The organism is Legionella steelei (assembly GCF_001468005.1).
GTDB classification, from domain to species: Bacteria; Pseudomonadota; Gammaproteobacteria; order Legionellales; family Legionellaceae; genus Legionella; species Legionella steelei.
In genome coordinates, this window is sequence record NZ_LNYY01000019.1 from 11,419 (window position 1) to 37,166 (window position 25,748).

Genomic DNA, 25,748 nt, shown 5'->3' on the forward strand with positions numbered 1-25,748 from the left:
AAGCATAATTCATTATTTGTGCTAAATTTGTACAGATGGGGGATTGGCAATGTTGTTGGATTCCTTATCCATAAAAACATTTAATGACTATCAAAAACAAACTCAAGGAATTCATGGATGAATACAGGAGGTTGTGAAAATGACGATAGTGAAACGAATAACCGATCTTTCGAATTATACCACCGTACTTCCTTATGATAGTGAGTTATTTGGCATATACCAACCGTTACTTGGATGGAAATCAAAACGAATTCAACAGCGCTTTCAGACGGGATTTCAAAATGACAAATCCTCTATTTTAGAGAAACTAAAAAATGAATTTGCTGGTTTAATCGATATCAACTTCAACCAAGATGGACAAATCAACATTCAAATTAAAGCAGGTGCATTGGAAGCAGGAAAAATCCGCACTTTTGATAGCGTTGTATTACAACAAATTTCCTTGCAGCTGCCGCCATATCAAAATTATCAACCGAGGATATGGGATACGATCATTACCAGTGACAATGTGAATGCAATCCTCAATAAAAATATTGTAAAAATATATACGGATGCCTATTCGCAAATTAATAGCCGGAATAATTTAAATCCCAGTACGGGCATTCTCATGCGTGCTGGAAATGTTACTGGATCATCGATTAATACACGCAGAATAGATATTGGTGTATTGGAACATCAATTAGAATATGAGTCATCTGTGGCAGGTACTGTATTATTTCTTGTGAAGCAACGCGCCTACGATCTCTTAGCAGACATCTTTTATAATACGGTGAATAATACTGAAGACGCGACACGATTAACAAAGATGCTTTCTGCCGATAACAGTGGTGATGCATTTCTTAATATTAATGATCTAGACCCTACCAATAAAGAATATCTTGATTGTGTTGCTTTATCACCAATCAGTATCGTTCATTTATTTCGACAATATTTCTTTGAGTTAGATACTTTTCTTGGAACACCGGTTGATCATGTTTGGCTTAGCCCTGGCTCTACCGTAGAACTCATCGAAGTCCATACGCGTACCTCAACAGTTGAACGCACATTAGAAACCACGCTGGATATCACCACGAAGTCTTCCACAACGACCACAACCCAAGATGAGCTTTCTGATGCAGTGAAACAAGACAATCAACAAGATGTCAATTTTGGTGCGAGTGTCAAAGCGTCGTATGCATCAGTCGAAGCGACGTCCAGTTTCGATGATAAGAGTTCACAACAAACGGCTCGCGAAGCGACACATAAACAAATGCGTCAGCAAACAGATCAATTATCTTCTGAAATACGCAAAAATTATAAATCAACGTTTAAGACCGTGACGGAAATAACGGATGTTTCGAGCACAAAACATACGTTAACGAACACAACAGAAGAACTCATTAACTATGAGTTACGACGAAAAATGCGACAAGTTGGTGTGCAAGTCCAGGATGTTGGCTCGTACCTTTGTTGGCAAACCTACGTTGATGATCCAGGCAAGGAGTTGGGGATTGCAGAGCTGATCCATATTGCCAAACCGGCCGATTTGGATAGTATTCCGCATCCGGAAGAAATCCCAACGTTTCAGCCATTTCAAGAAGAAAAAATCATAACCATCCCTTTTGTTTCTATAGATAGTACGGATGCGGACAATAAGAAAGTTTATGTCAATGGTGTTTATTCTGGTACAGAATGGGTTGTGTTTGATGATGTGGAAAAAATTCAAGTGGATTTTGCGCAGGAATTCGTGTGTTCCAAAGCAAATTATGATTTGACGGATGTGGAATTTGACCCTCAAGGTAAACCGGTTAAAGTGTCAAGAAAAGATGCCATTCAAAATTTATCGGATAAAGCAACGTTTACTTTGCATCTGGATTACGCGGATTTTCAAGGAGAAAACAGTCTTGAAGTAACACTTATTTTGCATTGGAGTCCAAAAGCAGGTGCTAATGATGCAATTATCCAACAAAACAATGCAAATCTGGCTAGTTTCAAAGCGAAAGAAAAAGCAGAATATGAAAAAGCCTACGTGGAAAATGTTAAAGATAGGGTGACCAAAGCAAGTAAAATTCAATCGCGCGATAGTGATGAATTAAGGGAAGAAGAGCGTATAGTGGTGTACCGCCAGCTTGTTCAGGGGATGCTTTTAAACGATGTTCCACTGCCTGATGATCGAACTCGCCATGTTGTCGCAGAGCTTGTTAATTCTATTTTTGATATTGATAAAATGCTGTATTTTGTTTCGCCAGAATGGTGGCGGCCACGCTTACATCGCAGCAAACAACAGTTACAAGAAACACCAACACCCGTATTTAACCCATCAGGCCCAGTACTTAGTGGCGTCAATAAAGTGTTGCAGAAGGGATTGATGAACAAAATAAGCATTGCCGACTTAAATTCTGAAAACAATATTATGAGTTCCAGTACCGTGGGTTGGGGAGGTGTAAATGATCTACAAAGGGATAATTATTACATTACGGAAGATTCAGATCCTGCCAAATTAGGAAGTAGTTTGGGATGGTTGCTGCAGCTTGATGGGGATAATATGCGCAATGCATTTTTAAATGCGCCATGGGTCAAAGCGGTAATTCCTATCAGACCAGGCAAAGAAGAGGCGGCCATTAATTGGTTAAAAGGTGTTGAAGGCATGAATGGGATAACTGATGATGTTATTTATCATACCAACAATTCAGATGAAAAAGACATCAATGGCAATCCATTGGATGGGCAAAAAATGATAGATGTCATTATGGACTTAGCCAAAAAAATACAACAGAAATACCAGGAAGGAATCCAGACGGGAAAATACCCCAAACCGGGTGAAGTATCAGATCCCGCATTGGTTGATGACAGCAATACCGTAACGGCAACACCTATTGATAGAGTCTACGAGCATGGATTCTTTCCCTTACAAGGAGGCTTTCGTGCAAACGTGGGTAAAAACTATGAAATTTTTGATCAATGGATAGAAATTCTGCCAACCGATCAAATTGTTCCGGTCGAAGTAAAGTACGATCCCAAAACGGGTAGGCAGATCTAACCATGGCTAATAAATGGTTAAAAATATTTCCGGAGGCAACACGGAATCGTATTGACTATTTTGTCGATGGGGCGAATGCGTTTACTGCGATTGTAAAAGCGATTAAGACAGCAAAAACCCAAGATCATTATATTTACATTCTTGGGTGGATGCTGGATGTTGATTTTCCTCTTATTGAGAGCGATCAAAAGTCCACTTTGTTTGATTTATTAAATACCGCTACGGCGAGTGGAGTCGAGTTGCGGGTATTAATCTGGAATAACCCAAGTGTCGAGCTGCAACAACTGAACTTGAAGAATATTCCTAGATTAAATGGCCTTTCTAATACATATGCTCTCTTAGATGATCATACGTACTCCACGTCCGAGTCACAGCAATTTATCGGCCAATTCGTCCCTTTTATTATGCAGAAATTTAATCGATTTAAATCGATGTTCAAAGAGCTGGATCCCTTTTATGTCATCCTTCGCTATTGCTTATCCAAGAATGTAGGCAGCCATCATGAAAAAGTAATTATTGTGAAGGGGGGGGAGGGGCTCATTTCTTTTTGTGGTGGAATGGACATCAACAAGAATCGATTTGATGTATACCACAAGGACTATTCAAACGTTCATGATGTGCATTGTAAAGTTCAAGGACCAGCAGCGTATCAAATTCTCCAGAAATTTAAAAAAAGATGGCATAACCATCCTAGTACAAAAAATGTACTTCTCAAAGGTGAAAATGAAACGAAGCCAGATGAAATCACTTTTGGTGATTTTCATTATGGGAAAGTTGTTGGCACTTATAATGATCCCAATAGTAATGATAAAGATCGCAGTTTGAAGGACGCTTATTTTTCTATCATAGCAAACGCGCAAAAATATATTTATATTGAGGATCAATACTTAGTTAATGTTGATGTAGCAACGCAACTCAATAAAAAAATTCAAGAATCAAATTTTGTCAGTTTAATTTTAGCCATTCAAGACTCGCAAGAAACCACAGACATACTGATTCCTGATAGAAAAAGAGGAGAGTTTTGGGATGCGTTACTCAACGGGGTGAATCAACAGGTTAAGGATAAAGTGGCGCTTGTTTTAATCGATCGCGCCAATGCACCTAAAGAGAATTACCATCCGGCGATGCATTCCAAGATAATCATTGCAGATGATGAAATCGCAATTATTGGTTCTGCGAATGTGAATCAGCGTTCTTTTACTCTTGATAGCGAAACGTCGATTGTCATTTTTGATGATAATGGCAGTTTATTTAAAGATTCTTTGGCCAGAAAATTGAGACTGGAAATATGGAAAGAATTTGCCAGTAAAATGATGGCGCCTGATTCAGTCATTGCATCTTGGGAACAGTTTTCTAAAATTTTAATGAATAAGACCATACATCCACTGATCTTAATTCCCTATCTGAATAGCATTGAAGATCTGGATAAACGAATTATCGACTACATTCATAATAGTGGTGTCATCGCACCAATTGCAGCCAATATCTTGGTTGGCGACAGCAGTGACTTATCTGTTGCATTGGCTAATGTTTCGGTAGTGCTTAGCCCTTTTCAGATTGTGCAAACATTTAATAATCTGTGGGATTATGTGATTGATCCTCAGGTTAAGTAATACCCTCATCTGCCCTCTTCTCCCCTGGTGGGGAGAAGGGATATTTAGTAAATGGAATGAATATAAAAGAACTCCCTCTCCCATTTATGGGATAGGGGCAGGGCTGAGGGCATTCATTTACAGATCATTAAAAAAATAATTTTGTCTCATTATAAAGTACAAAGATGAGTTTGATTAATTTCTGTAGATGCGCTAACTCCCATCAAGGTCATGGCGATTCCCATTTCATTGCGAATCAGATCAAGCATATGTTCTACCCCTGCTTGCCCGCGTGCCGCCAAAGCATAGACAGTAGGCCTGCCTACGAACACGGCTTGAGCACCAAGGGCTAGCATACGCACTACATCGAGTCCTGAACGAATTCCCGAGTCAACAAGAATTGTAAGATCAGAACGGACCTTATCTACAATCATAGGCAGTGCTTTGGCGGTAGATAATACGCCATCAAGTTGGCGTCCGCCGTGATTGGAGACGATAATTCCATCTGCGCCGAATGCTTTTGCATCTTTTGCATCTTCTGGATCAAGGATTCCTTTAATCAGCAAGGGTCCTTTCCAAAACTGGCGTATCCACTCTAGATCGCGCCAACTGATTGAAGGATCAAAGTTGTTATTTAACCATCCCATATAATCTTCTAAGCCTATGGTTTTTTTTAAATAGGTAGAGATGTTTCCCAGCTCATGTGGACGTCCCATAAGGCCAACCTGATAAGCCCAAGAGGGTTTCATCATGGCTTGGAGGACGCGACGTGTGCGAGCAAATGGACCAGACATACCTGAGTGTGCGTCTCGATAGCGGGCACTTGGTGTGGACATATCCACTGTGAACACAAGATGAGTCACGCCACATTCCTGAGCTCGTTCAAGCATATTCTGCATAAAACCACGATCTTTCAGTACATACAGTTGAAACCATACCGGTTGAGGACTGTGGACGGAGACTTCTTCCAAGGAAGATACTGAAACTGTAGATAACGTAAAGGGGATCCCTTTTTGTGCAGCAGCTTTGGCAACTTGGAGCTCACCGCGTCGGGCATACATTCCTGTAAGACCTATGGGACTTAAGATGACTGGCATTGCCAGTTTTTGTCCTAAAAGTTCTGTGTCAAAATGGAGCTGTCCTACATGTTTTAAAATACGTTGCCGTAAGGTTACCTTGGCAAGATCTTCGACATTGGCTTTTAGTGTTTGTTCCGCAAAAGCACCGCCATCAATATAATCAAATAAAAAGCGAGGGAGTTTCCGTCGCGCGGCTTCACGGTAGTCAGCGATAGAAGAAATAATCATGTTCAAGTCCAATGTGAAATTAAAACCTTAGTACCTGGTTTTAAGAAGTAAAAAATTTTATCGTTCAAAAATATATTGGGCTAAGGACTCGCTTCTTAAAATCATACTATATCTCAAACTCATTGACAGATTAAGCTTTTGATATTGCTAAATATAAGCGTGATGAGAGGTTTGGGAAGTTAATATTGAGTTAAGAGTATTCGTCTATAATTGAATTATACCTGTTTGTAGGAGAAGTATTGTGGGTAAAAAGCGAAAACTTGCAGTCTTTGATGTTGATGGCCCTATAAATCGCGGATATCACAAACCCCAAGATACCTCTAATGATGTCTACTATGTATCACCTAATCAAGATGAGGCAGCAATAGGTGCGGGTGATTTTGTTGCCATCAATATGCCTTTTGTAAAATTAACATTAGATATCTTACACCAAAATAATGTCCATCCAGTAATTGGCTCTCAACGTATTCAAATGGCAGATGACGATCCACGCTATGGAAGCTATATTAAAACCATGTATGGGGCTCTTGATCATTTTTTGGGAAAAGATAGGCCTTTCCTCAAAGAAGATATTGCAAGAGACATTGGTAAAGCGCTTCGAGAGACGAATACTGAACAGTCAAAGAACGAATTATTGAAAGCATATCAGGAGCGTTTGGGTGTAGCAGCCGAAGACATTATCTTTATTGATGATGATTTAGTTTATAAAAACGATGCGGAGCAAGCGGGGCATTTATTTGTTCATGCACCAGTTTCGATTAAGACTAAATGTAGTGTTGATGACAACGCTTACCTTTATGAAACACTTTTACGAACTGTTCCTGCTCATGATATTTATCGCAGTATTGAACAATCGAAGGCGAGCAGCCAGGAAAAAAATGAGTTTAAAAAGCAATTGTTAACGTATCAATTAGAACACCTAAACCAAGTGACACAGTGGCAACAGCAAGTATTGACTGATGAGGGACTACTTACTAAGAAGGACGTCTCAAAAGCGGTGCTTACCCCCAAGGAACAAGCCGCAAAGGCAACCTTACAAGGTATTCAATACCTTATTATGGATACTAAATGGGATATTGGTATGTTTGGTGGAGAAAAAATCGTTGATGAAGTTACAGGAATTAAAAATACCGTCCCTAAAGGAATGAATGAAGTCTTAAAAACAATTGAGCATGCTAAAAATGGAGCAATAACTTGGAATGAAGCATTAACACAAGTTGAGAAACAAATTAATGAATCAGCTACTAAAAAAGATCATGGGGTCTTTAATCGAAGAGGAGAAACCTCACAACTTTTTTACGACAAAGCAAAAGATGTACTGAAACAATTGCGGGAGGGCGAAGTGTCGCAAGATGCTGAGCAAAGAAAAGACGATGGTATGCATTTGTAATTAGTTTGTCATTTACTTACAGTATTCGATATTCATGCTTCTGTAATAATAAAAAATTTCAGCACTGTAATAATGGAAGTTCATCATCTTTGGAGAGCGTCTTGAAGACGCTCCGCTAGTACGGCTACTTTGGGGTTGCTCCTCGGGTAGCGCATATTAGCGCAGTGCCATATGGTTATTTTCTTTTTATTTTGATGGTAGCGGGATGTTGTTGAGTTGCATTTTTACAAGATTGGTAATCGCTTCAAGCATTTGTTGGCATGACTCGGGATTGCCTGGCGATTATTTGTAAATAATATTCGCCAAAAATGCAGAGAGGGCTTGCGATATGATGTTGTTATTACGCAAATTGGGTGGTAGTTTTTCCACGGATTGAATTAAAGAGGACAATAAGTTTTGTCCGATAAAATTCATCGCTTTGGAATAGTCCTCATTGGTTAAGGTTCCAGCTGCTTGCGTATTTTCGTCTCTGTTCATGCTTTATCCTGTGATTTTAACTAAGTGAAATTATAAAGTTTGTCTTAAAGCACTTCAATGTGGAAGAGACTTTTAATTGAAGCATGCATGCGTATTGCATAGACGAGTAGGCAAAAATCCCCTAGATTGGAATGAGAGAATGCCCATGAAAGTAGCCTGTACGCTGTTGCTAATAGAGGCTACATGTTTTTTAAGTACTTAAACCTCTTTGCCTGGAGTCTGATGGGGTGGAGGAGTCTTCGGGATTTCTCAGGTTATTCATGTTTTGACGCATACCACTGGTTGCCTCTTGCGATTTTGTTGCCAGCCACGAGTCAATATAAGCTTGTCCCTCTTTGAGTTTTGTTTTATCTCCAGTAGCAGTTGCTAAAGCCTCTTTTATCTGCGTTTTGATTTCTTCTAAGGTCCCTTGAAAGAGATGGCCACTACCACAGGAATACATGTGATAATTCGTGGGCTTACCGTTTTGATCTAATTTGGCTAAATGGAATTCGCGAGGCGAAGTTGCAGTTGCTTGCCCCTTTAAGAATTCAGTTGCTGATTCATGTGAACTAAAACCCAATGAACCATCTCTGTTAGGTTCTTTGTTGAACTTTTCTTTGAAATCCGCAACTAATTTGGGCATGTCTACACTCATTTTTTGTGATTGGAGTGTTATTTTTTGTCTATGTTGCTCTTGTTCAAGCTCTAACTCTTGCAACCTCTTTCTTTCTCTTTCGCGTGCTTCTCTAGCTCTGCCTCTTATTAATCGTTCCATTTCTGTATCAGACGTTGACATAAACAAATCTCCAAATAACGGCAGTATAAAAATCAAAATCAATTCAATTTGTAACAATATAGATCAAAAAAGAGGTGTGGCATTCAAGGAACTGCACTTTATTGCGATTTTTTTACAATTCATCGAGGGATGTCTGGCATCTAATTTGCATTTAATAAAAGGCTCTTTATGTGATCCAGGATCTTGATGTTATGAAGATGTATATTGCTCAATGTGATGCAACACAATTCAAAATTTATTCAACTTTTCTTTAAAAATAGTTATTAATCCATTAGCATTCATATTTTTTTATGAGTAAATTATGAGTTATGCTTTATTGCCTGAAAATGTTACAAGTAGTTTTGTAAAAGAACTCCGTGAGTTATCTCAAAATCATCATAAATATGAGATCAACCGTTTATTAAATAAGAATGCAAATTATGGAGGCTTAAAAAAAAGTAAGGAAGAGATTTTGGCTATAGCAAAAAATGGAAATAACTTTTTTTCTGCTGTTAATGATCTTTATAACATAATGCAAGAAGCAGAAGCAGAATTTTTTAAATCAATTCTCACAAAAGCAGCTCTGGTTATGCAGGCCCCTACAAAGAAAAATCGCGAAGCATTACGAGCTGAATTCAATAGATTCAAAGCACAAGTACATGAATATAAAAATTCCCATCCGTTTTCGACAGGTCTAGGCAATATATTGATAAATAGCCTAGCCCTAACATTAGGAATTGCTTTAGTAATAACAAGTATCGCACTAGCAGCTCCTGTCAGTGTACCTGGAATAGTAATTGGGCTAGGCCAGGTTTTAATGAGTTCACTAGGGGTAATTACCACGGTTATATCTGCTAATATGCTAGCTCAAAACGCAAGTATGCACTATCGGTTTTTTAAAAATGAATATGAAAAACGTTCAGAATCTTTTATTAATGATATTGATTCTGATGACTATGAAGAATACCTCAAACATGCACAATTTATTGGTGGCGCATAATGCGTCACGCTATTAGAACCATGGCCCATCGGGAGTAATGGAACGGTCAACTGACTTAAGGGGGGGCTAAACAAAGCCCACCAATGTTCCAAGAGAGCAAAATTTAAGCATATATCTGCGTTGTTAGTTACACCATATTATCTAAGATATTGCTTATCTTGTTATGGTGAGAATTCACACCCACATTTAACAAACACAGTGTTTTCAGGCCATCACCGACCAAATTTATCAACGGAACAGATTGCAAAAGAACTGTGTTTAAATAAGGAGAATGCGCATTATATGGCAAGTATACTTAGCAGTGGCATGGTTGATAAAAAACCTCAGAGCAAGCTATCTGGCGAGGTAGAGTATGATGAGGTCTATGTTGCCGCAGGACACCAAGGCAATCCTTCTGCAGTCAAAAAAAAGAGACGCCTAGGCCGACGAAACCGACTTCGAGGCGCATGGCGCTGGTGAATATGCTCGGGACGAAGATGGTGGGTTTTCATGAAGTACATGTTAATACGATGGAAGGATTCTGGTCTCTTTTGCGATCCTGGCTTAGACCACACAGAGGGATTTCACAAGAAAAACTACCAATCTCTCTTGGGTTTTTCGAGTTTGTGCATAACGTAAGAAAAAGAGGGAGAGCACTGCTTGGGTCGTTAGTTCAATTGTTGGTAATATAAGACCCCGGATCACATAAAGAGCCTAATAAAATACTAAAGTGCTCATCTAAAATTTTATAGTAAAGGATTTTGATAATGGTGTAGATAACGGGTTGCTAAGTGGTAGGCCGCATAATCTGTAATATGTCCAGAATCACGAAATACAGGAATGCCATTAATCTCCGCATGACATCTGCCTTTGGGGCATTGCACCTTTTTGGGGTCAATAATGATTAATTGCGAATATTTGTTTTTCATACGTGCAAATAAATCATCCTGCCAGGGCTGCCAATTGGCCGACATATCAAAATCACATTGTTGGGGATCGTATTTGCTTCGTTGTTTGATGTGATTAAAAAAACAATCATAAGAGTCACGTACCGCGATGGATTTGAGCAAAATAGGCTGGGAGCCCGATGCAACAATAATGTGTAACGCTTTATCTAAAGCTTTTTCAATGCGTTCTTTCACTAATTCGACTGGTTCATTTGTAATTAATTTATTACCCAAATAACCGTCCCAATTTTGTCCCAAGATCACAAAATCATAATGATTTGTTTTGATCATCTGATAATAACGTTTTATCTGAGCATGGCATGCAGTATAAACTTCTTTATTCCAATCATATTGTTCGATTCCAGGTAAAGAAAGACATGCAACAGTCGAATGCGCAAGAATGGATATGTTTGCTTCTCGTGCCAGAGTATCCATAAATCCCCACAAATGATTCGCGTGTGAATCACCAAACATAAATCCTTTTTTGCTGTTTGCATTCGTTGCACCCAGGGTGCATTGGGTGTTTACGTCCACGTTTTTTTCCTGAAGACACAAAACTCTTTGGGGATTTGCATAGTCTTTTAATTGACTGCTAATGCGAGCCATTTCTTCAAAACGCTGCGGATATCCTTCATATTTTCTAATTTCATGATCACTGATATGCATGAAGATGACGGGGACTACGAATAAATAAGTAACACTATAACCAAAGTGAAGCTTATGAAGCTTGCGAGTAGGTTTCTCAATAAATCGCCAAGAACAATAAGCAATGATGAAAATGAGACCGAAAGCAAGTAATAAAACGGGCGTGGTTTCTGAGAACCCTAAATAACGAATCAACACAAATACGGGCCAATGCCAAACGTATAATGAATAGGAAATTAAACCTATAAATACTAGTGGTTTTACTGAAAGCAAGCGACTGAGCAGTGGTTTAGGGTTCAGTCCCCCTGAGGCAAGCAATACCCCAGTTGCCAAACATAAGATAAGCGCATACCAGTTGGGGAATCCTGCATTAACTTGTTCATGGGTAGCGATATAAAATAAACAGAGGAGCGCAATAATATTGATGAGCTCTACAAAATATTTATTGAATGTAAAACGATTCGAACTAAAAACAATGCAGGCACCAATTAAAAATTCAAAAATACGACTTAACAGTTGGTAATAGGTTTTTGTTGGTTCTTTAATGGAGAAAAATAAAGCCAAAACAAAAAAAAGTAGCGTCAGAAAATAGATGACTTTGGCAATATGTTGTTTGCTTACTATTCGATAAAGAGCGTACATGACGACAGGTAAGATCAGATAACACTGCCACTCTATAGATAATGACCAGGTATGTAATAAAGGCAATTGGTTTATATTCGGTGAAAAATAACCCTTGGTTGCGTTTTCAAAAAAAACATTGGAAATAAACAGGGAGGTTTTGCGAGCACTCTTGGCATATTGAATCAAATCTTCAGGTAAGTAAAAAATTAAAGTCAAAAGTAGCGTTGTAACGATTAAACAGATAAGTACTGGTTGCAAACGCCAGAGCCTACGATTATAAAAATCAATAAAAGAAAAATGATTTTTTTGTAATGAATTATGAATGATGCTTGTGATTAAAAATCCAGAAATAACAAAAAATACATCAACACCAATAAAGCCAGAAGGGACTACTTTGAGACCTGCATGAAAAAATAAAACAAAGAGAATAGCAATGGCTCTTAAGCCATCAATATCCGGCCGGTATTCCATGTGATAAATCCTGGATGGAAAAAAACATAAGTTATAACATCTTAGGAAACGAAGTGGTATCCTGTTGGATGAATTTTGCTACGTGTTAATCAAGCTTCATAATGGAGTTTGGGGGAGTGCGAGTTCATTTCAGCAAACGCGGGGCTTAAGAGCCCTGTCGACGCATACTGTCTATAATTCAATCATCGCACAATCACTTATTGATGAGAAAGCGTATCAACCGAATTTTCCTCCGCAAGTTGTTGTTCAATCGTCACTGGGGAGATATCGCTCATCGTATCAACAGGGGAGTAGGCCCCATGACCTGCTCTTGGCAGTTTGGATTGACGCCCCTCATTTAATTGTCCTTCGGGATCTAAGATAATGAGATCATCGCCTGTTGCAGTTAAGTTAAAAACGGCGCTACTGCCAAATAACGGGGTAGGATTCACTCCTTTTTGCGTTAATAGTTTAAATGTTTGTTTATAACATAAACTGGGTTCTTCTTCGTCACTTCCTGCACCTACCAGGGTTACTTGATCTTTTAAGTGTGGCCAAGCGAGATTTCTTCCAGTAAGACTTTGTACATCTGAAAGTATTTTGTCCAATTCTTCTTGAACCGCCAATTTTGTGGTGCGAACGCCATAGATGTGGGCTACATAATAACAAGGGTTTCCGCTTTGATCTGGGGTGGTAATCAAGACCCCCACGCAGTCTACAAACCCTTCAGTGCCTAAGATGTCCAAATCACCTTGTTTAAATCCTGCTCCTGCATCAGCGCCTACCCGATAACAACTTAACCCACTCATACTCTTAAGCTGATGTGAGTTGGATGCTCCCGAAAATTCTTTGCATTTCTTTAAAAGCAAGGCAAATTCTGGTTCTGAAGCTTCCACCTGTTTCTTCTGTAAGGTTTTTAAGAGTATTGCTACTCTCCAGTTTTCATCGTTGGCAAGGTCAATTTTTGACATTTTATCTATCGCTTCACCCAGTTTGCCGCAGGATGAAAGTTTTCTATAATACTCAGATGAGTCACTGAGCCGGATCTTATCTGTATCCAGTAGAACGATCTCATGGTGATTTTTTTCTACAACAATCTTGACCATGATGTTACCTTTTTTGCAAGTAGATGTATAATTATACATCTTGCGCGTGGATTGTGTAAATATAATGATCATGTGGGTGGGAATGTGGATTATATGATTTATGATAAGTCAAAAAATAGTCTAAATCCGGTGGAGTATCCGTTACTCTTTACCTTTAGACGTTGCCCCTTTGCGATCAGGGCAAGAATGGCACTCCTGTACTCTAAGATTAAAGTCGCACAATATGAGGTTGAACTTAAAAATAAACCTCAAGAGATGCTTTTGGCCTCACCCAAAGGCACTGTCCCAGTGTTAGTTTTAGAAGATGGTCGGGTTATTGATGAAAGCATTGATATTATGATTTGGGCTTTAACACAATCGGATCCGGAAGGATGGTTATGCAGCGAGCTCGAAGAGCAAAGTAATGAATTAATCCATTTGAATGATGTACACTTCAAACCCATTCTGGATAACTATAAATACCCGCAACGCACAGAGAAAAATGATCCACTATATTATCGAGAAAAGGCGAGCCATTATCTCGATAAATTAAATTCTTTATTAATGAAACAACGCTTTCTTTTAGCGGAGCGGATCAATTTAGCCGATGTTGCTATATTTCCCTTTATTAGACAGTTTTATATGGTTGATCCACAATGGTTTGCCCGCAGTGGATATCCCTATGTACATGCTTGGTTACAGTACTTTTTGAACTCGGAATTGTTTCTTGCGGTGATGAAAAAACTAACACAATAAATAGGCGTTCTGATCTGGTAATGACGCTGCGTTAATAATCGCTATTCTAGTGCTCATTTTTATTATTTAACTGTTCGTGCTGCTGTTCTATAAACTGCTTGTCTTCAGGAGTTAGGTGCAGTGGATTATTTTGCTTTGGCTGTGTAAGCAGTTGGATCTGGGTAAGATTGATTAATACCCGCGCGTGATGATGTCCAGTGAGTGCATGAAATAAGGTGCCTTTGATTCGAACGTGATGACCTTCCTTAATTTGCTCCCAGAACTGTTTTTCTGGGACAACAAGTTGGAGCAGTGAAACATTTTTTTCTGAGGAATTATCGTTACTGCCTTTTGTTGCAGGAGAAGCTTCTACATCAATTGGTTTATCTAAGATGATGTAGGTCCCAGTTTCTGCGGTATCACCGTTTTTGATGTCAGAATAATTTGGTGCTCCTGGAAATTGAAGTGTTTTAAGAACTCCAGTCAACACAACCGTTTGGGGGTCGTAGTAAACCGTTTGATTCTTTGCCAAAATCACAGTAGGGAAAAGCATAAGAAAGATTATTAGACGGATCATATAGTTTTGAATAACAATGAAATATGCTTAGTAAAATTATATCCCTAAATTTATTAAGATACACTATTAAAAAATCAAGGGTAATTTTTTAGTATTTAGGCTTTTGTAGCCTGGGTGCAGCGCAGCGGAACCCGGATTTCGGCATTGCCCTCCACCCAGCTATATTATGAAGCTGATTTTATTAAGCATTGTGATGCAGCCATTGGGCTAATGCCTCGACTCCTGTTTTTAAATCCTCTTCATTTCCGCCAAACGACATGCGCACATAACCCTCTTTACCAAAGGCAATTCCTGGCACAAGGGCAACATGTGCCTTTTCCAGGGCCTGTTTACAAAATTCTTCTGAGTTTTCTTCTGCAAAACCCAGATTTTTTATGGAAAGAAATAAATAAAGCGATGAAGCAGGTGGTCTTATGCTTATGCCAAACGCTGTATATAAGGCATTAATTATCGCATTTCTTCTTTTTTGCATGCATTGTTGTACCCAGATGTTTATATTATTTGCCTCGTTTAAGGCGGCCATGGCTGCCCATTGGCTTAACGTGGTCACGCCGCTGGTACTTTGGCTAACCAAGGTAGTTAAAGGTTGGATAATGGATTGAGGCGCGAAAACAAAACCAATGCGCCAGCCCGTCATCGCAAAATTTTTTGAGCAGCTTTGAATAACAACTACCCGCTCCTGAAATTGCGGAAACGAACCACACGATACATAGGCCTGTTTATCGTAGGTGAGGGCACTGTATACTTCATCCGCGATAATAAGCAGATTGTGTTCCTGAGCAACGTGCAGTAGTTCAGCGAGCTCGTCTGCAGAATATAATGCACCCGTTGGATTGGTGGCGTTATTCAGAATAAGCAGTTTACTTTGTGGTGTACATGCTTTTTTCAGTGCATGCGGGGTCAACTTCCATCCTTCTGCTTCTTTAGTGTCAACCATGACCGGAGTGCCGCCAAATAACTGGGCCATGGCTGGATATGAGACCCAATAGGGCGCTGGAATAATCACTTCATCGTTTTGTTGTACTAATAATTGCATCAGTAAATAGATGCCAAATTTTCCGCCATTCACGACAAGACAGTTTTCTTTTGTAAACGAACAACCATACATTTTATGCATCCACGAACTGGCCAAGTGTCGTAACTCTGGAATACCTGCGACTGGAGGATAAAGAGTTTTTCCCTGTTCCAGAGCCTCTGTGGTTGCGGTAACAATTGAGGGATGAGGAGGAAGTCTGGGTTCACCAGTGCTGAAATTATAAATTTTAATACCCTCATTTATTTTTTGCTGAGCTAATGAATTAACCGCGACGGTTGCTGAGTCTGCAGGTAGCATCTTTTTTATAAAATGAGTCATTATTTTTGTACCTTTCTAGAGTTGGATATGATTATTTTGAATAAGCGATTAATAAAGTCCTCTTGCAAGTGGTACTGTTTGGATAAATGATCATAATACTCAAATAATTGTTTTTCGCGCGAGCGATCCATTATTTTTTTCCCTTCTTTCGATTTTAAAGCACCGATTTGTTTTGATAGTTCTTGGCGTTTGGCTAAGGTTTCAATGATGCATGCATCAGCCTCTTCAATTTGTTCTCTCAATTCTTCGAGTGTCGACATGATATGCTCCTTACTTGAGAAGACTTGCGTGAATGTCATATTTTTTTACCAAGATAAAAGCAGTCTGATTTGGATGACGGTCTTGAATATTGGCCGCTTTTATTTCCAAACCATACAGTTGTGCGCAACGTTTTGGCGCAATGACTGCTGCATGGGCTGGCAATATTCCTTCAGCCAAATCTTTAGCGGCTTTTGCAGTATCAATCCATTCGATTTGTTCCGTATTGTTGAATTGTTTTTGCAGAAATTGGCGACATTGAGCAAGCCCTTGCGGGTGTGACACGATGTGCTTAATTTGCTGAGACTGGGTACCAGGTCGTACAAGCAAACATTGATTAATTTCATGCCATAACTCATCAATGGGGGTAAATAAATGCCGTCCCATCGCGTGCAAGGCGGGCTTAACCAAGCCACCGATTAGATTCACAACGGGCAGTATGCCCAAATCAATGGTTTCATGTTCAATGGCATGGAGCACACCTTCCATATCCAATAAGTGCACAAGAATCGGGTCGATTTCTTTTTGCTTGGCATAAAGCAAAGCTGCCTCTTCTGAAAACGAACCCGCATCACCGGAAACACCCAATAAAATGCTCATACGAGTTCCTCCATGGGTAATTGTTTTTTCTCTAAAGCGCGTAACTTCGCTAATTCCAACAGAAACGTTTCGGTACGTTCCCAACTTAAACATGGATCGGTAATGGATAGCCCGCTTAAATCCAGATCTTCAGGATTCGCTGAATCAACTTTTTGATTACCCTCTTTGATAAAACTTTCAACCATGAATCCTTTGACCAACTGTTTTAACTCTGGATGACTTTGAATACTTTCTAAAACACTTAAAGTAATGTCTGGTTGTAAGTGATGATTTTTTTTGCCATCGACCAGACAATTATCATGGCTGACATCGACGATGATGGATGGGTTGACGATCTGATGCATGTCCATATGTTGCTTTACTTCTTGAAGGTGGGCAATGGAGTAATTTGGGGCATGATTGGAACCGCGAAGAACCATATGTGCATGTGGGTTGCCATGTGTTTGCACTTCATAGCCATCAAATACAGCCACATGATTATGTTGTGAGGCCACAATACTATTTACCCCAATCGCTAATGAGCCGTGGGTGGGATTCTTTAACCCTACAGCGCAGTCTAGAGCTGAGGCAAAAATTCGATGCTCCTGATCTTCTGAACTGCGAGCACCAATTGCCACCCATGAGAGGAGCTCAAGAAATCCTTTGGCATTATGGGTAAACAACGCCTCATCGGCAATTGGCAGTCCCATTTCGATGACTTTAATCATCATATCTCGCGTGTACTTTATTCCTGCCGCGATATCTGGAGCAGAAAATAAATCGGGTTGGTTAACAGGTCCTGTCCATCCTTTAGTGGTCCTAGGTTTTTGAATATATACCCTCATGATTAATTTTAGTTCATTTTTTACGTGCTCATTTAATTGCGCTAAACGGCGGGCATACTCTAAAACAGCTTGTTTGGGCCAGGCAGAACAAGGTCCAACGATCATCAACAGGCGATGATCACGGCCTTCTAAAATTGCTTTGACCTCTTCGCGGTCGCGGGCAATTTGTTGATGGGCTTTAAGAGACAATGGGATTTCTTGAATAATTTCTTCTACTGGAGGTAGTTTTTTTAAGATTGAGTAGCTCATCATCCCCTCCTACACGCAGTAAGTACTTCGGATAGATCCAGGGAACGAGGTGCTCGTGGCTGATGGTACATGATGGACACTCCTTTTTTGGTTGTATCCAACTCCCATGCTTTTGATTGTCTGGGTATTCGGGTACCAAAAACCCCCAGACTATGCTGGGGGTTGGAGTGTTAGTTACTTCTACCGACCACCCAGCTCCGGGCTAAAAAAGCTAAAATAAAAAAAGCAAGCAAAGGCTTGAGTGAAGCCTGCTTCTTTATTTAACTTGTGGTGTACAGTAGAAAGGGACATAAAAATCTGTAAAAAAATATTTGTATTATTAATATACAGCTGTGTCAGTAACTTTGTCAATACCTCGAAGCCAGTTCGCTCCCTATTGGGGACCTGTTGCTCTTGCCAGCGACCTGCAACAAGGCTATATTTTGATCTCTTTTTCTAAAAACATAAGAAATGGCTAAAATTGCGCTTTACTTGGCTGGTGGTGGAGCCCGCGGAGCCTATCAGGCTGGGGTGCTCAAAGCGATCAGCACGATTCTTAACTCAAAACAAATTCCGTTCGACATGCTTACAGGCGCTAGTGTCGGCAGTATTAATGCAGGTGTATTGGCTGAGAATGCACTGGATTTTTCTGCGGGGGCGAACAAGTTAGATGAGTTATGGCGCGATATTACCTGCCAGCACATTTTCAAAGCCAGTAACTATGCACTAAGTAAATCTGCGATGCGCAATATGAGCAGCATGTTTATAAAGCAGCGGCTATTAGGGCATATTCTTGATACATCACCATTACAAAAATTTATTAATAACATTATTGATTTTGAAGTCTTGGATCGTGTCATCAAGAATAAGCACTTAGAAATGATGGAGGTCATTAGCAGTTGTTATGAAACGCAAAAAACCATCTCGTTCTATCAGCATCACGCGGATGATTTTGAGGATTGGCATGATCCACTCCACAGCAGCCAAAGAGTGAGCCTGCAAATGGAATATTTCCTGGCATCAACCTCATTACCTTTATTCTTTCCTCCAGCAAAAATCGATGGGTTTCATTATGGAGATGGGCATGTAGGCTTAGCGGCTCCACTCCGTGGCGCTATTCGTTGTCAAATGGATAAAATTTTAGTTATTGGCACGCGCAAATTACCGGATTTAAAAAGCCAAGAACAATCACAGAAGGGCGATATCGATTTCACACGCGTTTTGGGTAATATGGTCAACGGCTTATTTTTAGACAATCTCGAGCGCGATCTGGAGATGGTTAGCCACATGAATACGATGGCTCATATGTTACCTATGGAGAAAAAAGAGCATGCCCCTTGGCGACCCATTCAAACGCTACATTTGCGTCCAAGCGTGGATATCGCCACGATTGCGCAATCGCAGTATAACAATATGCCCATGTTATTACGTATTTTGCTTAATTTTCTGGGGGCGAAACGTCATTCTGGCGATTTACTGAGTTTTCTTTTGTTTGAAAAAAAATTCACCCGCGAACTCATCAAACTAGGTTTTGACGATACGATGGCAGCCCATGATTCCATTAGGGAATTTTTTAATAGCTAGGTTGTATGCAGCATTATGACCCTAAAAATTCAAACGCTTTCCATGGTCTTCCTCAATGGATGTGGTCATATGATCATACAAAGCCTCGTTGATCTTGCCATTGTCACGCAGTGATTGCAGTGTTAATGGCTGTCCTTTTTCCAGTGATTTGGGTAATTCAATTCCCAATTTTTGGGAGAAGTTCTGTAAATTTGCGGCTAAACGACTACCTGTTTCGCTTGAGGACATGCCTGTAAGCCCACTACGCAGGATATGGCGATATTCTTGCAGCATGAAATCGATAGTTCTTGCTATTTTTGTTTCAGGATCAAGATCCAGTTGTTCAAGTCGATCTATTTCTGCACGTATCCTCTCCCCTCCCTTTCTACTTGTTCCTGAGTCATTAATCGCTTTGATTAAATTTGATTTTACCTCTTGCCACTCAGGAATTTTTGGAGCGGCAGAATACGCTTTGTGCACCTGGTTTAATGCCTGTAACTCCTCGGCCATACGGAGATACTGTGGAGTGCTTTGTATCTTACTGACCTGTTCCTTATATTGTTGCGATAATTCTTTGTGCACTCCAAGATCTGCCATATATTTTTTCATTTCACGCTGATATTGTTCGGCGGGTTTCTGCACGGTACGATATTTATCTGAGTCATCACGATTATCATCAACCCATATAGAAGCAGGACCTTCAAAAGGAATGTATTCTTGTTCGGTATGAGAAGGTTCTTGTGGTATGGGTGGTTCTTTAGGTAACATTTTGGCAAGTTGTGCCTCTAAGTCCATGATTCTGTCAATTAATGAATCTTCAAATAAATAACCACTTTTAACTGAAATTTTTTTCTTACCATCATTCTTAATTCCGTGTTCGGTTAATAATTGGGTCAAACTAATGGGTTTTCCATTGATCAATATTTTCATTTTGGCAATGCTCTATTGATAGTACCTTATATAAATTATAGATTTTATTTGGAAAAAAATTGGTTCATTTTGTCTATTAATTATATGTGGTGATGGGTTTTCTTGAAGATATGATTTAGCGTCATACGCTAAAGAGAAGTGAGTGTCTGCGCAGTAGTCAGAAAGTAGCCTGGGTGAAGGCGAAGCCGTAACCCGGGTTTCAGATAAAAATCAGGCTCCGTTCTTCCAGGTTCCGCTTCGCTTTCACCCAGGCTGCAATTTAGCTGAGCAGGGATGAGCGTAGGTTGGGCTTTGGCCCAACACTACTTTTCTGATAATCAGGAAACGGTAGGGCTATTTGGCGTAGGATCTTCACTGGCATCAGCTTGTTGTTCTGTTGTTCTTGAGCTAGCAAATCTCCGCCAAGCATTTTGTATGGTCAGTGCTGCGCGATGGTGTTCGGCATGATAATTATCTTTGAAAAAATAATGACTTCTAATATACGCCGAAGTACTTGGGGTAATCAAGTTGTCTATTTTCGGTTCCTCATCATTGGGTGTTTGACCCACAATAGCGCGTACTTGAGTTGACGAAACTGTTAAAAACTCAGTGCCTAGGTTGAGTATCCTAATATTGTTTAACTGATGCTCTTCTATGGTTTGTGTTAACTGTTCAGTTTCATTTTCGCCTCTAGGCGCAACAATAACTTCTTCATAGTGTTTACAATATTTTGCTGAGGAGACCAATTGATTCATCACTTGATGCTCATAATCCAGCGTGAAGAGGGATCAATTTTTTGAATATTATTGGGATTGCCGGCAGTATAATGTTGGCTCATCAGGGTGCTGGTAGTCTTATCAAATTTATTTTTGCTGATGTGCTTTTTAAGACAAGTAGCCACAGTTTCGGTAGATGTTCCTGAACAAAAGGCTTGATTGAAATCGTAATATTGATTGAGCTGGCTCTTACTGGCAGTCGCACCAATGAAATTGTAGGTGATATAGTTTTTCAATTGCCAAGGTGTATTTTCATCCTGTCTTGATAGAGTTATCGTTTTAAACGAAGAAGCATTGCCGTGATCCACGCCAATAGAAGCTGAGTAAATGATGGGGATCACGAAGTCTTTATTCGCAATTTTAATGGCGTGGATCTCATCAAAATGAGAATGGGCTGCGAGCATGCCAATTACCGTTTCTGGATAAGTTTTAATAATTTTTTTAAATGGGGTTTTATAGGTTGATTCCCAACTCTGAGGTGGGACATGCATGGCTAAAATAACCTGGTCATGATTTATTTTGCTTGTTTTCAGCTCTTGTTCTAACCATTGCAGCGCTTCTGTAGCGCCTTCTCGAGAAGGATTAAATTGGGGTCTTGATACAAATAAAACACTGTTGAGCGAAATAAGTTTGAGATGCTCACCTACATAAGCAGAGTAATAACCATATTTGGGGTTTTTATCATGGATGCAACTTTCTCCGTTAAAGGGACATTGTAGCCCTGTTGACAGAAATCCATCTTGAGTCCCGGTTATCGCTTTTAACAAATCAGCAGCAGATTCATCATGATAGGTAAAGGGGCCATAGTCTCTTTGAAACGAATCATTATTACCAAAAACATAAAAGTAAGGGGATGGATTTATTTTTTCAAACAGTTGCTCGAATACGAAGTTAATGTTAGCTCGGGTTGTCTTACGTGAGTATGCGTTATGCGCGGGTAAGTCGCCGAGTAAGACAAGGACATGATTTGTTGTTTGAGCTAAATCGACTTGTGCACCTACCTTTGCGATTAAAGTGCTTAAACTTTGTTTGTCTAATTCTTTGGAAGTATGTGGTGGCGGGTTTATATTCGTTGTTTTTTTGCTGGTAACATCTACATGTGGGTCTGAAATTAAAAATAAATTAAGTTGATTTGGGTTTTTCTCGCTCACTGCCTGCGAAGGAAATGAAGTCATACAGAGTAAAGCGGTACTCCAAGCCATGATGAATTTTTTGCACGTCATTATTTATCTCCTAATATTTTTCTCGGGAGATGATACTGGCATTGACATTCAAATCGATTAAATAATGCCCAAAATTACGATTTATTTACATTGAACGCTGAAAAATCCGAGGTTATGCAAGAGGGCTAATATTGATTATCATAATAGGTTGAATGTTTTGCGCTATTCGCGCATATTGAAATTATTTCGATATCTCGGAGGAAATAGGACGATGGAAGGTGCGTTGATTTGTTTAATTCTTCTTTTTTTAATGGTGATCTCTGGGGTAATGACACGTTTTGTTCCTTTCCTACCAACACCATTAATACAAATTGCCGTAGGAACACTCCTGGCCGATTTATTTCCTGAGTTTTTTGCTGTGGGGTTTAATCCGGAACTGTTTATGTTGTTGTTCGTTCCGCCTTTACTATTTAATGACAGCTGGCATTTTCCCAAACGGGAGTTTTTGCTTTACACCAGACCCATTATTATGTTGTCGATTGGTTTGGTATTTTTTACGGTGGCAGGAATTGGTTATTTGGTGCATTGGTTAATTCCGGCCATTCCTTTGCCTGCAGCTTTTGCATTAGCAGCCGCACTTTCGCCAACAGATGCGGTATCACTCAGATCCATGACGGCGGGAGCGCGCATACCCGACCGCATCATGCACATTTTACAAGGAGAGGCACTTTTAAATGATGCCTCAGGTTTGGTGTCGTTTAAATTAGCTGTTGCTGCGATGCTAACTGGGGTGTTTTCACTGAAGGGGGCATTATGGAGCCTATTTTTTATTAGTCTTGGTGGGATTGCCATTGGGGTTACTCTGACCTATGTTTTTATTTCACTTTTAGGAAAGCTCACTAAGCATAACGTGCATGAGACCACCACGGAAAATTTATTATTGTTGCTCTTACCTTTTACGGTATACCTCATCGCTGAAAAGTTAGGCTTTTCGGGCGTTTTGGCTACTGTTGCTGCGGGTTTTACCGTGGATAGAGCTGGATTTTTAGATAGAACAATGGCCAAAATGCGTCTGGAAGGCCATTTTGTTTGGGGGGTTCTCGATATCACTTTAAATGGAATTATCTTTATTCTGTTAGGATTATATTTGCCCCATGCGATTAAATTCCTTAAGGCAACAGGCTATAGTTTATCTGAATATACCATGATTGTTGTTCTTATTACGCTGACCCTAATTCTCCTCCGTACTGCATGGATCTATTTAACCTTGCCTTTCGAAGCCTTAATATCCAGACGAAATAAGAGTTCTTGGCGTTTTCCCAACATAAAGATAATTGGTACTTTTTCGCTCGGGGGAGTGCGTGGCGCAATTGCTCTGGCAGCGATTTTATCGTTGCCGCATATGGCTGATGGTGGTCCTTTTCCTGAACGTAAGCTGTTAATTATTCTTGTTATTGGTGTTGTTCTTTGTTCTTTATTGATTACTAGCTTGTTTCTGCCTTTAATCACACCAGGTTTGAAAAACTTACTGCATAAGCACAATCAAGATGAAGAAAATGAAGCGGTACTTGCATTATCTAAAGCCGCAGTTGAAGCAATCAAAACAAAAATGAAGAGCTTATGTGACGAAGTCAATGGGCGAGAGCGGGACTTATGCATGGAGGTTGCCAATAAATTAATGGATTCTTTTAATCAATTTATTGTCTCAAACCATGGCACTGAAAATGAAAAATTAGAGAGTATCTTAGCTTTAACCTTCGAACGACAACTGCGATATGCTGCTTTGGAGGGGGCTCATCAGGAGTTGCGCTCTTTGCGGAAAGAAAGAAAAATCAATAACACGACCATGATGAAAATTATTGCTCGCCTGGATTTAAGGCAAATTGCGTTACATACAGAGCATCAAATACTTACTGGTTCTTTAGGAACAACGACTCAAGGAGTAAAAGGGGCATAAGATCGATAAGCAATCATAACGAAAAGCCCAGCCTACGTTCATTTAGCTTTGTCAACGAATTACCTAACATATACAGGGATGACGGGTTTCAATAGTAAAGGGTCCTCATTACCAGCCAAATTTCATTTCTACTCCGAGGTAATCCGAGTTATGTCCGCCCACGGCGGCAATTGCTTCGGCAACTTGAAAATGCACGAATTCAAGTGCACTGGTAAAATGATAGGACATTAACCAATCAAAACGGAGTTGGTAATAGTTTCCGGTATAGTTGCCTCCCTCGCCAGCTGTCCCAGGGACTGGGGTTAATGGCTGGGTATAAATTGCATCGGCTGTTGTTTCTCTCCATAAAGCGGCAGCCGCTATCATTGCGCTGAATACAGGATTAGGTTTCACGGTGAGTGAGGGTTTAACATGAATAAAGTTCGAATACCCAGTGTATCCTGCTAAAGTAATATAATAACCATTTGGAAACAGTGGATTAAATGTGCCTAAAGTATTGCCATTCTTATCATGATTACCTGATGCAGCATCAAACTGCAAACCAATTCTTGGCTGCCAAGCTATTTTTTTTATTGTATATCCTGAGCGAGATCCTATTGCCCAGGCACGAATTTTTTTATAAGAAATAGACCCTTCTTGTCCCATAACCTCAAAATCCCAGTCCAAGGCAACCCCCAGGCCGACGAGCCGTGCATCGAGAATATTGCGTCGCTCATTACCTGATACGGAAATATATTTCACATTATCGTGTTTGAAATGGGCGATATAAGAATTAATTTTACCTAATCCTGCTACTTTTCGCTCAATACGAAATCCGCTGAAGGTATAATTACTTGTACTGTAATCATCAAAGGCTCTAATGTTGCGTACGATGACAGGGCGGCTATAAAATGAAATATAGCGCCATAGACCATGTTCATAATCACCCCAAATTGCATCATAGGATTGACGCACATTAGGTCCGTCGCGTACAGAAACAAAGCGTTGTAAATCAAAGGCAAACTGTTGTCGTCCTACACGAAACTTAAACGTACCACCGCCAATAGGCTCAACAAGTGTTGTAAATCCCTGTTCCAAATCTACTCGGTCCTGATCAACTGGAGTAATAATTGTTTTCCAAGGGGCATTGTCATTTTGTAATTGGACAAAGGATTGTAATTGATTGGCAATATGTAAATCCGCATGCGCTTCAAGACGACTAATTACGTAAGATTGCGGTACGCTATTGCCCACGCCGAAATTTACTGCATTATTACTTTCAAAACGTTCACGTGCATTAACCCCAAAAGAAAGATAGGTGTGGGGATCTGTTTTTGATAAGGGAATATACTTTAATTCATCAAATGGTTCGCGCGGAACTTTAGGATTAGCTAATACGGACCAATCTTCTTGCCAACGATTAAACATAATCGAAGGGCGTTTGGGCACCTCCGAAGAGGAGTTAAGCTGCGCGGCTGTTAAGGGGAAGTAACAAAATAACAGCGCGCAGAGAATGATGCTTTTAAAACTCATGCCATTTTAATCAGAGAGTA

21 protein-coding genes and 1 pseudogene are annotated in these 25,748 nt (G+C 39.9%); 8 read left to right on the forward strand and 14 right to left on the reverse strand.

What is annotated here, in order from left to right; all coding sequences use genetic code 11:
* Window positions 1-139: 139 nt before the first annotated feature.
* The gene (locus tag Lste_RS04250; protein ID WP_058509842.1) at window positions 140-3,019 is read left to right on the forward strand and encodes a hypothetical protein; all 2,880 of its coding nucleotides are present in this window, start codon (window positions 140-142) and stop codon (window positions 3,017-3,019) included.
* Between the two features lie 2 nt (window positions 3,020-3,021).
* The gene (locus tag Lste_RS04255; protein ID WP_058509843.1) at window positions 3,022-4,632 is read left to right on the forward strand and encodes a phospholipase D-like domain-containing protein; all 1,611 of its coding nucleotides are present in this window, start codon (window positions 3,022-3,024) and stop codon (window positions 4,630-4,632) included.
* A gap of 149 nt (window positions 4,633-4,781) precedes the next feature.
* On the opposite strand, the gene lldD is transcribed toward Lste_RS04255, so the two are convergent.
* Complete coding sequence (gene lldD, locus Lste_RS04260; RefSeq protein WP_058509844.1) at window positions 4,782-5,918, reverse strand: FMN-dependent L-lactate dehydrogenase LldD; 1,137 nt, start codon at window positions 5,916-5,918, stop codon at window positions 4,782-4,784.
* A gap of 241 nt (window positions 5,919-6,159) precedes the next feature.
* Between lldD and Lste_RS04265 the strand changes: the two genes are divergently transcribed.
* On the forward strand, window positions 6,160-7,308 hold the full coding sequence (locus Lste_RS04265) for a hypothetical protein (RefSeq protein WP_058509845.1): 1,149 nt from the start codon (window positions 6,160-6,162) through the stop codon (window positions 7,306-7,308).
* A 186-nt stretch (window positions 7,309-7,494) separates the two neighbouring features.
* Here the strand turns inward: Lste_RS04265 and Lste_RS04270 are convergent.
* Window positions 7,495-7,785 (reverse strand): annotated as a pseudogene (locus tag Lste_RS04270) (hypothetical protein).
* A gap of 190 nt (window positions 7,786-7,975) precedes the next feature.
* Window positions 7,976-8,563, reverse strand: a complete 588-nt coding sequence (locus Lste_RS04275; RefSeq protein ID WP_058509846.1) for a hypothetical protein — start codon at window positions 8,561-8,563, stop codon at window positions 7,976-7,978.
* A gap of 301 nt (window positions 8,564-8,864) precedes the next feature.
* Between Lste_RS04275 and Lste_RS04280 the strand changes: the two genes are divergently transcribed.
* Both Lste_RS04280 and Lste_RS19460 read left to right on the forward strand, forming a co-directional pair.
* Window positions 8,865-9,542 (forward strand): hypothetical protein, encoded by a 678-nt coding sequence (locus Lste_RS04280; protein WP_058509847.1) that lies wholly within the window; start codon window positions 8,865-8,867, stop codon window positions 9,540-9,542.
* A 282-nt stretch (window positions 9,543-9,824) separates the two neighbouring features.
* The gene (locus tag Lste_RS19460) at window positions 9,825-10,001 is read left to right on the forward strand and encodes a hypothetical protein (RefSeq protein ID WP_202814161.1); all 177 of its coding nucleotides are present in this window, start codon (window positions 9,825-9,827) and stop codon (window positions 9,999-10,001) included.
* Window positions 10,002-10,267: 266 nt separating this feature from the next.
* Here Lste_RS19460 and Lste_RS04295 read toward each other — a convergent pair whose 3' ends face one another.
* Window positions 10,268-12,208 carry an acyltransferase family protein gene (locus tag Lste_RS04295; RefSeq protein WP_058509849.1) on the reverse strand — a complete coding sequence of 647 codons (1,941 nt, stop codon included), beginning with the start codon at window positions 12,206-12,208 and terminating at the stop codon, window positions 10,268-10,270.
* Between the two features lie 197 nt (window positions 12,209-12,405).
* On the reverse strand, window positions 12,406-13,293 hold the full coding sequence (locus Lste_RS04300) for a hypothetical protein (RefSeq protein WP_058509850.1): 888 nt from the start codon (window positions 13,291-13,293) through the stop codon (window positions 12,406-12,408).
* 93 nt (window positions 13,294-13,386) lie between these two features.
* Here Lste_RS04300 and Lste_RS04305 point away from each other — a divergent pair, with 93 nt between their 5' ends.
* Window positions 13,387-14,028, forward strand: coding sequence for a glutathione S-transferase (locus tag Lste_RS04305; RefSeq protein WP_058511643.1), 642 nt, complete (start codon window positions 13,387-13,389; stop codon window positions 14,026-14,028).
* 46 nt (window positions 14,029-14,074) lie between these two features.
* Here the strand turns inward: Lste_RS04305 and Lste_RS04310 are convergent, their stop codons facing one another.
* From Lste_RS04310 to Lste_RS04330, 5 genes are all read right to left on the reverse strand, one after another.
* Window positions 14,075-14,560 (reverse strand): DUF4431 domain-containing protein, encoded by a 486-nt coding sequence (locus Lste_RS04310; RefSeq protein WP_058509851.1) that lies wholly within the window; start codon window positions 14,558-14,560, stop codon window positions 14,075-14,077.
* A 205-nt stretch (window positions 14,561-14,765) separates the two neighbouring features.
* Window positions 14,766-15,938, reverse strand: coding sequence for a pyridoxal phosphate-dependent aminotransferase (locus Lste_RS04315; protein WP_058509852.1), 1,173 nt, complete (start codon window positions 15,936-15,938; stop codon window positions 14,766-14,768).
* The gene (locus Lste_RS04320) at window positions 15,938-16,198 is read right to left on the reverse strand and encodes a chorismate mutase (RefSeq protein WP_058509853.1); all 261 of its coding nucleotides are present in this window, start codon (window positions 16,196-16,198) and stop codon (window positions 15,938-15,940) included. The genes Lste_RS04315 and Lste_RS04320 overlap by 1 nt, the downstream gene beginning before the upstream one ends.
* Window positions 16,199-16,208: 10 nt before the next feature.
* The gene (locus Lste_RS04325; RefSeq protein ID WP_058509854.1) at window positions 16,209-16,796 is read right to left on the reverse strand and encodes a prephenate dehydratase domain-containing protein; all 588 of its coding nucleotides are present in this window, start codon (window positions 16,794-16,796) and stop codon (window positions 16,209-16,211) included.
* Entirely contained in the window at window positions 16,793-17,869 is a 1,077-nt protein-coding gene (locus Lste_RS04330; RefSeq protein ID WP_058509855.1) for a 3-deoxy-7-phosphoheptulonate synthase, read from the reverse strand. Before Lste_RS04330 ends, Lste_RS04325 begins: the two co-directional genes overlap by 4 nt.
* Window positions 17,870-18,319: 450 nt before the next feature.
* On the opposite strand from Lste_RS04330, the gene Lste_RS04335 reads away from it, so the two are divergent.
* Window positions 18,320-19,432, forward strand: a complete 1,113-nt coding sequence (locus Lste_RS04335; RefSeq protein ID WP_058509856.1) for a patatin-like phospholipase family protein — start codon at window positions 18,320-18,322, stop codon at window positions 19,430-19,432.
* Window positions 19,433-19,453: 21 nt separating this feature from the next.
* Here the strand turns inward: Lste_RS04335 and Lste_RS04340 are convergent, their stop codons facing one another.
* From Lste_RS04340 to Lste_RS04350, 3 genes are all read right to left on the reverse strand, one after another.
* Window positions 19,454-20,341, reverse strand: a complete 888-nt coding sequence (locus tag Lste_RS04340; RefSeq protein ID WP_058509857.1) for a hypothetical protein — start codon at window positions 20,339-20,341, stop codon at window positions 19,454-19,456.
* A 317-nt stretch (window positions 20,342-20,658) separates the two neighbouring features.
* Window positions 20,659-21,078, reverse strand: coding sequence for a hypothetical protein (locus Lste_RS04345; RefSeq protein ID WP_157070699.1), 420 nt, complete (start codon window positions 21,076-21,078; stop codon window positions 20,659-20,661).
* Window positions 21,075-22,319: a metallophosphoesterase gene (locus Lste_RS04350; protein WP_237760421.1), complete on the reverse strand. Its 1,245-nt coding sequence runs from the start codon at window positions 22,317-22,319 to the stop codon at window positions 21,075-21,077. Before Lste_RS04350 ends, Lste_RS04345 begins: the two co-directional genes overlap by 4 nt.
* 211 nt (window positions 22,320-22,530) lie before the next feature.
* Between Lste_RS04350 and Lste_RS04355 the strand changes: the two genes are divergently transcribed.
* Complete coding sequence (locus Lste_RS04355) at window positions 22,531-24,216, forward strand: Na+/H+ antiporter (RefSeq protein WP_058509860.1); 1,686 nt, start codon at window positions 22,531-22,533, stop codon at window positions 24,214-24,216.
* Window positions 24,217-24,324: 108 nt separating this feature from the next.
* Here Lste_RS04355 and Lste_RS04360 read toward each other — a convergent pair whose 3' ends face one another.
* Window positions 24,325-25,728: an alginate export family protein gene (locus Lste_RS04360; protein ID WP_058509861.1), complete on the reverse strand. Its 1,404-nt coding sequence runs from the start codon at window positions 25,726-25,728 to the stop codon at window positions 24,325-24,327.
* Between the last annotated feature and the right edge of the window lie 20 nt (window positions 25,729-25,748).

Excerpts from the sequence above, each read along its gene's own strand:
- Lste_RS04280 (WP_058509847.1), top strand. The coding sequence starts at position 8,865 with ATGAGTTATGCTTTATTGCCTGAAAATGTTACAAGTAGTTTTGTAAAA.
- Lste_RS04255 (WP_058509843.1), top strand. The coding sequence starts at position 3,022 with ATGGCTAATAAATGGTTAAAAATATTTCCGGAGGCAACACGGAATCGT.
- Lste_RS04315 (WP_058509852.1), bottom strand. The coding sequence starts at position 15,938 with ATGACTCATTTTATAAAAAAGATGCTACCTGCAGACTCAGCAACCGTC.
- Lste_RS04325 (WP_058509854.1), bottom strand. The coding sequence starts at position 16,796 with ATGAGCATTTTATTGGGTGTTTCCGGTGATGCGGGTTCGTTTTCAGAA.
- Lste_RS19460 (WP_202814161.1), top strand. The coding sequence starts at position 9,825 with ATGGCAAGTATACTTAGCAGTGGCATGGTTGATAAAAAACCTCAGAGC.
- Lste_RS04295 (WP_058509849.1), bottom strand. The coding sequence starts at position 12,208 with ATGGAATACCGGCCGGATATTGATGGCTTAAGAGCCATTGCTATTCTC.
- Lste_RS04335 (WP_058509856.1), top strand. The coding sequence starts at position 18,320 with ATGGCTAAAATTGCGCTTTACTTGGCTGGTGGTGGAGCCCGCGGAGCC.
- Lste_RS04360 (WP_058509861.1), bottom strand. The coding sequence starts at position 25,728 with ATGAGTTTTAAAAGCATCATTCTCTGCGCGCTGTTATTTTGTTACTTC.
- Lste_RS04300 (WP_058509850.1), bottom strand. The coding sequence starts at position 13,293 with ATGGTCAAGATTGTTGTAGAAAAAAATCACCATGAGATCGTTCTACTG.
- Lste_RS04330 (WP_058509855.1), bottom strand. The coding sequence starts at position 17,869 with ATGAGCTACTCAATCTTAAAAAAACTACCTCCAGTAGAAGAAATTATT.
- Lste_RS04305 (WP_058511643.1), top strand. The coding sequence starts at position 13,387 with ATGATTTATGATAAGTCAAAAAATAGTCTAAATCCGGTGGAGTATCCG.
- Lste_RS04310 (WP_058509851.1), bottom strand. The coding sequence starts at position 14,560 with ATGCTTTTCCCTACTGTGATTTTGGCAAAGAATCAAACGGTTTACTAC.
- Lste_RS04355 (WP_058509860.1), top strand. The coding sequence starts at position 22,531 with ATGGAAGGTGCGTTGATTTGTTTAATTCTTCTTTTTTTAATGGTGATC.
- Lste_RS04320 (WP_058509853.1), bottom strand. The coding sequence starts at position 16,198 with ATGTCGACACTCGAAGAATTGAGAGAACAAATTGAAGAGGCTGATGCA.
- lldD (WP_058509844.1), bottom strand. The coding sequence starts at position 5,918 with ATGATTATTTCTTCTATCGCTGACTACCGTGAAGCCGCGCGACGGAAA.
- Lste_RS04250 (WP_058509842.1), top strand. The coding sequence starts at position 140 with ATGACGATAGTGAAACGAATAACCGATCTTTCGAATTATACCACCGTA.
- Lste_RS04350 (WP_237760421.1), bottom strand. The coding sequence starts at position 22,319 with ATGACGTGCAAAAAATTCATCATGGCTTGGAGTACCGCTTTACTCTGT.
- Lste_RS04340 (WP_058509857.1), bottom strand. The coding sequence starts at position 20,341 with ATGAAAATATTGATCAATGGAAAACCCATTAGTTTGACCCAATTATTA.
- Lste_RS04275 (WP_058509846.1), bottom strand. The coding sequence starts at position 8,563 with ATGTCAACGTCTGATACAGAAATGGAACGATTAATAAGAGGCAGAGCT.